The sequence below is a fragment of the Candidatus Tisiphia endosymbiont of Ditula angustiorana genome (assembly GCF_964026425.1).
Lineage (GTDB): Bacteria > Pseudomonadota > Alphaproteobacteria > Rickettsiales > Rickettsiaceae > Tisiphia.
Map to the genome: position 1 here is coordinate 1,204,934 of NZ_OZ032143.1, position 9,938 is coordinate 1,214,871.

Annotated in this window: 5 protein-coding genes; 1 reads left to right on the top strand and 4 read right to left on the bottom strand. The window is 31.7% G+C overall.

From position 1 onward, the window contains the following. Window positions 1-153: 153 nt before the first annotated feature. Window positions 154-957: a tetratricopeptide repeat protein gene (locus tag AAGD29_RS05750; protein ID WP_341757409.1), complete on the bottom strand. Its 804-nt coding sequence runs from the start codon at window positions 955-957 to the stop codon at window positions 154-156. Between the two features lie 201 nt (window positions 958-1,158). Continuing rightward, window positions 1,159-2,367: an ISNCY family transposase gene (locus AAGD29_RS05755; RefSeq protein WP_341757410.1), complete on the bottom strand. Its 1,209-nt coding sequence runs from the start codon at window positions 2,365-2,367 to the stop codon at window positions 1,159-1,161. A 393-nt stretch (window positions 2,368-2,760) separates the two neighbouring features. Here AAGD29_RS05755 and AAGD29_RS05760 point away from each other — a divergent pair, with 393 nt between their 5' ends. Then, window positions 2,761-3,279 carry a hypothetical protein gene (locus AAGD29_RS05760; RefSeq protein ID WP_341757411.1) on the top strand — a complete coding sequence of 173 codons (519 nt, stop codon included), beginning with the start codon at window positions 2,761-2,763 and terminating at the stop codon, window positions 3,277-3,279. On the opposite strand, the gene AAGD29_RS05765 is transcribed toward AAGD29_RS05760, so the two are convergent. Together AAGD29_RS05765 and AAGD29_RS05770 are read right to left on the bottom strand one after the other, a co-directional pair. Continuing rightward, the gene (locus AAGD29_RS05765; protein ID WP_341757412.1) at window positions 3,276-5,102 is read right to left on the bottom strand and encodes an AAA family ATPase; all 1,827 of its coding nucleotides are present in this window, start codon (window positions 5,100-5,102) and stop codon (window positions 3,276-3,278) included. The genes AAGD29_RS05760 and AAGD29_RS05765 overlap by 4 nt on opposite strands. Before the next feature lie 185 nt (window positions 5,103-5,287). Beyond that, entirely contained in the window at window positions 5,288-9,928 is a 4,641-nt protein-coding gene (locus AAGD29_RS05770; protein WP_341757413.1) for a helicase-related protein, read from the bottom strand. Window positions 9,929-9,938 lie beyond the last annotated feature (10 nt).

The following is a 9,938-nucleotide window of genomic DNA, read 5'->3' on the forward strand; positions in this document are numbered from 1 at the left end:
ATATATAGAAATAATCAGGTTTGAAGCGGCTGCCCACCTGATTGTTAAAATATCATTTGCGTTCAATAGATGATTTTAATAATTAAAATCATCTATTGAACGGTAAAAAAGTTAAAATGTACTCGCAGAACCGCTTCAAGAGTACATTTTTCTTTATATTACACCTAATTCGGGATAAGAATTATAATTCTTATCCCGAATTAGGGTACCTTGCACTACATAACCAACTGCTAAGTGGGAATCCTTGGAATAATTTATTACCTCAGGATTTCTGTTTTCATCTGCTAAAAGTATTGGAATAGCTTTATTAATGTATTCAGAAGCTTTATCTACTTTACCTAAACCTAATTCACTTCTTGCCATTTTTATATAAACATTTGCAAATATTTCATTATTTTCATTTTTTATATGTTTGTGTATGTTATATACTTGTTGAGCTTGAATATAAGCTTCTTGATATCTATCAAGAGAATTCAATATTTGTGCTCTAAGCATATAAGCTCCAGTAAAGTATGGGTCATTAATATGTGGGTCATTAAATATTTTAATCATTTTATCTATACACTCTAAAGCCTCATTATATTTGCCTTGTATATTAAATAATGCACTTTTTAAAAGATATATTATAAATAAATCAGCTTCTTGTATTATTCCTTGTTTTGCTAATTCTTCTATCTTTTTAAGAAATTTCTCAGCAAGTGTTATATTACCCAAAAACATATGCAATGCAGATATATGGGATATTAAATTAAATTTAAGGGAATGATTAGATGCATCATCCTCAAGCTTATCTAAAATATTTATTGATTTAGTAAGATAAGAAATCGCTGTGTCAAGATTTATTGATATCATTCCTACTAGTCCTAAGTACCTAGCATAATAAAATTTTTGAGATTCAGACATTTGCCACAATTTAAATTCTTTATTTTTATCTTTTTGATTAAACCAATCAAACATTTGTGTCAATAACATTCTAAAATGTCCGGGTTTTGTAACAAGGTAATTGTCCGTTTTATTGTGAATCTTTTTTTTAAATTCTTAAAAAATATTTTTTAAAATTTAGATGGTTGTGGTTGTGGAATTGTGGGAAACTTCGTTAGAAGTTATCCATAATTCCACAACCAGTTAAAGTTAGTGATTCACAATAACTAGCTCACTTTAGGCTGCAATATTGACGCTATCAGCCTTTTTGCTTAACTTCACAATTACCTTGCCACTTGCATCATATTTTGCTACTCTCCTAGCACCATGGAAAATAGCCAGTTCTCCATTGGTGTATTCATGTATCATTACTCTACATTTTACATAATGATACCTCTGGTCATTACTTGGGATTTGCAAGAGTTTTTTGTTATAGGAAACAGTATTATCTTTTGCTACTACTCTTTCCTCTTGAATCGATAATATATCTTGTAAATCCCTTCCAGTATAGGGGATAAACGCACTCTCCTTAAGCTCTGGGGTCACGCAAAACTGCTCATTATATTCTGGAACAAAAACTTCCTTAAGATAACAATTTGCCTCTCTAATCGTTCTAATACCAGCTACTCTGAATTCTTGTGGTAACCGCTTCTGAAGAGAGCCAAACATCCTCTCTGACCTACCTCTCGCCTCTGGGGAATAGGCATGGATAAGCTGAATGCCAAGTTGCTTGCACGCTCTTCCTACTTGTGTCGGGTTATTCTTATCTACCTTACCACCGGCTATTGCCGTGTAAGCATAATGGCTACCTCTATCCACATACAGAGAACTAAATAACCCTTTAGCTTCTATGACTTCTGTCAGGGCTATAAAACAACTTGCTGTTCCTTCTTCTTCTATTAAAAATGCTGAATATATTTCATTGCTAGCATCGTCCATTGTCACTATCAAATCCGGATGATACCCTAGTCCATAAATCCACTCATGTGTAGAACCATCCTGATGCAGCATCATGCCAACCATGGGCTTCCTAGGTCTTTTAAGACGATGGTGAGGTTTCTTATTAGTAAGTTTAGTTACTAATCCACATCCTTGCAGCGATATCCTAACAAAATTATAACTATGCTTAAATTTATGTTTCTTTACTAGCTGTTCATGAAAATGCTTAGATGTAAAATCATAGTATGTTTCTTCGTATAATTTTAGCATTTGCTCTACTTCATCTACTGCTACTTTGTTAGGTGGCATATGACCTATCCTTCTATCTAACAGACCAAAAAATCCACTTTCTTCATACCTCACTTTCTTTCGTCTAAATGTTCTCTCACTACATCCTAATAAATCTGCTGCAACTTCGTTGCTAATTTCTCCTCTATCGTATCTGTCGTATATTTCTTCAAATCGCATTTTTATAACCTCTTGTAATATGTTTGTCTTACTTGGCATAACCTCTCTCTTCTAATTGAGAGAGACTTATACTCTATTTACGGACAATTACCTTGTTACCAAATACGGTCATACACCTTGTTATCGACACATTTTTTACTTACATCTAGACCTATTATTTTATTCATGATATAATCTCCTTCATCTTATTGTACAAGACTGCTGCTTCCAGCACCTTCTGCAATTTGTTCAAAGTAAACTTAACGATAAGAGGGTACTTATTCTATGCACGACTATTTCAGTCTAGCTCTTATCAAGTCACCCTCTTATAACTACTTATAATATGTTTTTAAGATATAAGAACCTAGACAAGAAAATATATATAAGGGAAGATGAAGTTTTAAGGCAAATAGAAGAGGTTTTTAAAAGAATAGGTATAAGAGAGACCCAGAAATGCTAAAAGAGACTCTAGCCTATTTAAAAAACACTAATGAGCTAAAGAAAGATGAGTATGGGCAAGCAACAGCTGCTTTAAAGAAAGAGCATACCGAAAATGAGAATAGATTAAATTCATTAATAGATTTGCGACTCAATGGAGAACTTAGTACAGAAGAATTTCAAAGAAAAAAACAACAATTAAAAGATCGCCAATATGAAATTGCTCGTTTAATTAAAGTTTATGAGGAAGCAGACGATAAATTTACTGATACCGCTACAACGCTAATAACTCTAGCATCTGAAGCCTATGAAACTTTTAAAGGTTCTGAAATGCCCCAAAAACGCAAAATGATAAATTTCGTATTTCAGAACCTCAAACTAAGGGGCAAAAAACTTGAGATCTCCCTACGTTTCCCGTTCGATATTTTTGAAAAAACGACAACTTGTACCGAATGGCGGGGCGTAGTGGACAATTTCAGAACCACAATAGACATCAAATTACTGATTATTCAAACGCTTACAGTCTATTACTAAAGCTCTGTAACCTGATATTGTAAATCCATATTTTTACCACACAAAGCCATTGAAAGTTTAATAATTTTTTTGACATGAGAATGTTCTTTTATCTTAGTGTCATATTGCTTATCTACAATTTGCTTTAATCCCATTTGGGCTACCAAGGCTAAATCTTCTGTAGTTTTAGCGATCTTATATTCAATAATGATGGCATTGTCTAGCTTGCCAGCTTTAGGAATCATAATAATATCAGCTCTGCCATTGCCTGACTCCTGTTCACTGGTTATGATGTAGCTAGAAGATAACATGTTAACAAGTCCTAGCATAAAACCACTATAAAATAATTCAGCCCTTTTCGCTCCTGTTTGATGAAAACTGGTAGAATTTAACAACAATTCTTGTAACCGCTCTTTAAATTCTTCTATTTTACCTACTGGTAGCAAGCTAATAAACGAATAATAAATAGAATTATCAATCTTCAGTTGATCTGTAACCCATTGGAGCATCCTTGCTTTATATATGTACCTTACTTCTTGATTTGGTGCTGACAACTCATAAATATTTTCTTCTGAATTTTGAGCTGTAGGATTTAAATAACCACTAAATAGTAACAAACTAAATAATCCTACTGGTTTGCTGATGTCAGCAAAACTTATTTGTTTAGTAATTGGGGTTGTTACACTTCCTCCTGCAGCAAGTTGTTGCAAATTTGCTTGCATTTCATCTGACAATAATGCTTTATCAACAAGCCCAGTTCCCCCACTATCTAGCCAATAATGATCAAGTTCGCCCTCACGTATAAGACATTGCATAATTGACCATGGATTATAAATTACCTCTCCACCAAAGGCGTAACCATTATACCAATTTTTAATTTCTTCAGGATTAGTCTTGGTTGATACTTTGGTTAATAGCTCATCAACTTCTGTTTGGGTAAAGCCATAAAACTTAGCAAATTTTTTATCAAGTAATGTATATTCAGTGACATTATTCAAATCTGAGAACAAGTTAGCTTTAGCAATCCGTAATATACCAGTAATTACTCCTTTTTCTAAGTAGGGATTTGTTTTTAAGCTGCTACCAAATATCCCTCTAAACAGCAAAATAATCCGGTCAAATTCTTTTGTTTTATACCCAAGTTCCAAATATGCATTATTAATCGGTGTGTCATATTCATCGATCAAAATATATACTTTTTGTTTAAAATGTTTATACAAAATCTGACTTAAGAACTTTAAACTGTTTTTTAAATAGTTTATGTTAATAGTACCGTTTAGATAATTTTTTAGTTTCACTTTTTGTGGAATGCTGAAGGTTTTATTATCTTCTTGAACATATTGTTCTAAATAGTTAAATTTTTCATATAATTCCATTATTTGATCTATAATGCTACTAACAATTTCCTTATAATTACTTCCCTTCACTTCTTTAAAATTTACATATATTACTGGAAATTGTCCTTGACGCTTGATTATATTTTTATGAATAGATATTTTTAAAGGTTGCAACTCTTTGGTTTCATCAAAGCCTAAATCTATTTTTCCTCCAGTAAATAGTTTATTATTTATCTTTTGTGCAAGTGGTAATAGATTACCATGTTCATCTATTTCGATTTCTAAAAATCTCCTAATCATATCCATGTTCAGGCTCTTACCCCAACGTCTTGGGCGAGTTATAAGTACTACGCTGCCACTATCTTCAATAATCTCTTTAACTAGTAAACTTTTATCAACAAAAATATCACTATTGAACAATAGACTTTTAAAATCATCGTCTCCGACTCTCATTTTAGGTATTACTATATTTTCATTTTCAGATGTTAATTCGCTTTCTGTATTCATTATATTATTCCAAATATTTTCATTCTATGAGATTTAGTAGGACAGTAATTATTCTCCTTGCCAATAAAGATCAACTCACTGCTAATATTTAAAGCTAGTATTAAAATGATGTTAAAATTTTATCTAGAATTTATAAACCGTGGATTATTATAAAGCGTAATTAACTGAAATACAATTTATATAACCTAATCACAGCCAATCAATCCAACATCTTGTCCTTGCATTTGTTCCAAATCTTGGGTTTGATACGCATCATAGGGTACTACTTCACTATCTTTTTCATCTTTTAAATTCGTATATTCTTGTTCTGTCTTTGTCTGATCAAAATTTACCTTATCTAAGAACTCTTGAATTATTGCAATTTGTTGATTATGTAGCTCTTCATATAAACTTATCACAGACGGCAGGCTTTCTTGTACAATAAGTTCTTGATATGACTTAATTGTATATTGCATAATTTTCTCAATAAAGGTTACTGGTTCTTCGGCTATTAAACTAATAGCTTCATTGATTATTCTGCCATTTAGATAAAATAATTGATTGCAAGATAATGACTCTTCTTTATGATTTATCAATTCACTTGTTAAATTAGATATTCCTTCTGCTATTAAGATATAACTAACTTGTTTCATGATAAGAGATAAAAAAGGAAACTCTTCTGCAGTTTTAAGTAAAGATAAACCATTACATACTTGTCTAGTTATATTCTCAGTAGTTCCGTGAGTCAATTCTTGTACAGTATTCAACCCGTATATATTGCCTAAACCGATATGCTCTAATTCCGCTATTTCAACACTAGTAATCACTTCTTTGTTAGAGGCAATTTTCTGAAAATATTTAGATTCGGAGTTTCTACTATTAATTATCAAGTCCCCTGTTACACTGCTAAGCTTCTTGATAAGCTCATCTATATTGTCTTGCTGAATCTTTAAACATACTAATTTAGAGTATAAATGTTTTAATAACAAGTTCCTTTGTAGTAACTCTTCTTGATAAGATTTTTCATTTCCACTATGAATAGTCTCCTCTTTTATTGCTTCTCTTGCCATTGGTACAATGACTCCTTCTTGTTCAAGAAAGAACATTTTAGCTAATTGCTCCATTTGATCAACCGGATCTATTTGTTTTCGTTGATTGTGACAATATTTTGTAAGCAACCATATTATATCATATGGCATCTTATTGCCTAAAGGGTCATCATATAATATGCTAATATGATCATTATCTTTTAATATGTAAATAGTTATAACATTGTTTATGCCTTCTGCGTTTTGATCATTATTGTTCTTATTACAGTAGTGAATACAAATAGGTTTATTGTTGATGTCGTCTTGATATTTATTTAAAAGTTCTGCTAGCTCTATTATACCATGTACCTTATGAACAACTTCTTGATCATATTCTTTTGACTTAAGGTGGAAATAGTCTGTATCTGTAGCTCTATAGACTATTGAAGCTTTTAGGCTAGTGTGGTTTAACATATCTTGATTACTATCCTTAGAAGATTCAGGTAATAATATTAAATTAAAATCATTATTGATTTTAAAAAATTCTCTTAGGTAATTAATTTCTTTCTCTAAAGGTTTTTTTGCCTTTTCAAGGTACTGTTTAGCAATATCTTGGTAATTTGCATTAGGTGTTGATGATTCTGGCTCTTTAATAATAAACGTTCCATTAGATATAGCAGTAAATATTGAGGTAAACTTCCTTATTAGATGCCAGCTACGTTCTATCTCTAGTTCAAAGAGCGTTATATAGGCACTGGGTAATATTTCTGTGCTACCGCTTAGAAAAATAGCCTGCTTTAATGCATCCTCAGCTTTAGATAATTTATTATTGCGTAAATTATTTTTCTGTACGAAATACTCGGCTTGTTTTATACTATGATAAGGATTGTGAATGATCCTCTTTACTACATTATCATTAGTTTCTATTCCATCTTGATAAGCTTTTTGTCCCTCTATCAGAATTTTTGCTTCTTCTGTGAACTTGGCAAATACTTGTTCTGCAGAAGCTTTGATAGGAGAATGTTGTTCTGATTTCTGCGTTAGATTTTTCTTTTGCTCGATTATTTCTAACTTAGGTAAATTGTCGGTTTTAAGCTCTTGTCGTTCCAACCAAAAAGCCCAATATTCTTTTAGGTCTTCTAGTACAAAATGAAATCCTTCAATATGTTTATTCTTTTCTCGTAACTCCTGATACAAATTAGAAAAACAATGAAATAATTCATCCTGAAGATCAAGCTCTACTACTTTATCTAAAATATTCTGCACTCTTAATTTTTCTGCTTCATTTCTAAACTCTTTTACTTCATGAATCTTAATATCTTCCAGTGGTTTTATTATACCTAAACTTCTAATCTCACTTTCTCTGATAATTAATTGCCCACTGCCAGTATTGCCTTGTCTAGCTGTGCGACCAAATGCTTGATCTTCCACTCTTTGGTTAGATGGCAGAAAAGTAACGCAGACATGTAATCCACCATATTGATTCAGCTCTTCGACTGTCTCTAAATCTGTTCCTCTACCAGCTATATTGGTCGCTATAATTATATCTCTAGAACTTACCCTATCCTTGGTAATTTTCGCGTCATCTTCATCAACATAAGTTTTAATTGTATTAATAGCATTTTTATCTAAGCTTTTAAATAATTCTAAGCTTTGTTTTATTATTTTAACATCTTGAATAGTTTCACAAATAACCAGCACTGCTCTACTTAGATTAATTTGTTCTAATATGCCAAGTATAATGCTATCAAGCCAATTACTATCTTTAATTATTATTCCAGCTAATTCTGTAAATTTTTTTTCTTTATAAGTAGGAATTTCCGTATGATCTACATTATATATTTTAGATAACAAAGATTTCTCAGCATTTGAGCCTAAAGTACCTGTCATACCAAATATTTTACTACCATATTTCTTAATATAATGCATATTTGATACATGGGAGTTAGTAAGGGTCTCAGTAGTTAAATGTAAATTATGCTTTAGTTGTAGAAATTGATGTAAACCGTAAGGCCAAACAGTATTATTGAGATTTACTCCTGTATTCATGTAATCGACAGGAGTAATTATGCCCTCACCGTTTTTAGATTTGATAATATATTGTTGATTCTCATGGCAAGCATATTTTGCGTAAAGTGCATTATCAATCCATTTATCTAATTGTTTCTCTGCATAAGCTTTTAGATATTTGGGTATTAAGTCTGTATCTGTTGGATTAGCTGCTTTTATTCTAGCTTTAATGATTTCTATTTTTTTAGTGATAGGAAAACTTGCGAGTTTTTGTTCTGCTTTATGTAATTCATGCCAAATTTTGATATATACATATCTGAGACTCTCCATCCCAGGAAAAGGATTTGCCAATTTAGCAATATGCCTACCATTATCCACCAACATACTATCAACTTCATCGAGTATGACAGTGCCAAATTCTCTACCGGCAAGAGTTCCGTAGCCTAAAAAGGAATCTTTCAAGTAATCAAACTGGAAATTACTTATAGAACCATAAACAATATCTGCTCTATAACATATTTTTGGTTCTTCTTGGTCTTTTTTGCTACTACCATTATCAGTATCCTCGTTATTACCATGATTATTATCAGGGTTGTTAGTTGCAACACTAAAACCAAATAAACTGTAAAAATCTTCTCGAGCAGCCACTCCTTCTGCAGCTAAGACATTATTACTAGTTATAATGTCTACTTTCTCACCCTGTAATCGTTTGATGACAGCAAGTAGTGAAACTATAGTGGTTTTACCCTCACCTGTCTGAATTTGACATAATTTTCCTTTATTTTCTTCTATACTTAAAAAAGACAAAACTGCTAATATTTGGGTGTCTCGTAGACGATACCCACCAGTTACTAACTCATTGGCTCTATCCATTACAGCTATTGCTTCACAAATATCTTCATCATTAAGATTATTCTTCTTACCTTTAGCCCAATCATGAATCTCTTTAGCTCCCTTATTTGCCCACCCTTTATAATATTCGACTATTTTTTGGTACTTTATTTGTAATTCAGATATCCTTGATTGATAATTATTACTTTCACTATTATCCTCTATATCTTTAGTATCTGTAGTAAAAATCATTTCTGATAATAATTTCTCTAATGATTTAGCTTGTGGGTCTGATTTATACTGGATTAGTTTAGAAAAAACTATTGCATCAATATTTTTAGGACATGGGTCTTCTATTATAGGAACTTTATTAAAACTATCATTATTGTGTCTTGTATCGTTACTATTTGCATAATCTATAGCTTGCCTTTTCTGAGAAGCAACTCCAGTTAACCATAATTCTAACTTAATAGGATCAAGTTCTAAAGAACGAGCTGTCTTAGCTAATATTTGGGTTCGTTGTACATTTTCTCTATTTAATCCTAAATCATAAAAGTTATTACAAAACTTGCTAAATTGCCTAAAAAGATCGGGATAATTTACTATTAAATCTTGTATTAAATTAGCTAGTTTATTAACTCTATCAATGTTCCCCTCTATAAGATATGTAATATTTGTTGTTATTGTATCCGTTGAGCGTGTTGGTTCTTCTTCTAGTCCTATTTTTCCTTGCAACTCCCTAACATACTTGCTAATTGCCTCATTATGAGCTTGAATATTAAAGTTCAAAAGTTCTTGCAGTTTCTCCTGAAATGTATGATTAATTTTGTTAGATACCGAGAGAGTTGGTGCTATAGGTAAAGACGCAGCAACAGAAACCGTTTGGGCTTCTGTTGTGTTTGGAGGTAAAGCATTTTTACTACTAATACTATTCGTTTTTATCTTACTCTCCAAAATCCTTGCTGCATGTCTCCTCATCTAGAATACC

Excerpts from the sequence above, each read along its gene's own strand:
- AAGD29_RS05750 (WP_341757409.1), bottom strand. The coding sequence starts at position 957 with ATGTTTGATTGGTTTAATCAAAAAGATAAAAATAAAGAATTTAAATTG.
- AAGD29_RS05770 (WP_341757413.1), bottom strand. The coding sequence starts at position 9,928 with ATGAGGAGACATGCAGCAAGGATTTTGGAGAGTAAGATAAAAACGAAT.
- AAGD29_RS05760 (WP_341757411.1), top strand. The coding sequence starts at position 2,761 with ATGCTAAAAGAGACTCTAGCCTATTTAAAAAACACTAATGAGCTAAAG.
- AAGD29_RS05765 (WP_341757412.1), bottom strand. The coding sequence starts at position 5,102 with ATGAATACAGAAAGCGAATTAACATCTGAAAATGAAAATATAGTAATA.
- AAGD29_RS05755 (WP_341757410.1), bottom strand. The coding sequence starts at position 2,367 with ATGCCAAGTAAGACAAACATATTACAAGAGGTTATAAAAATGCGATTT.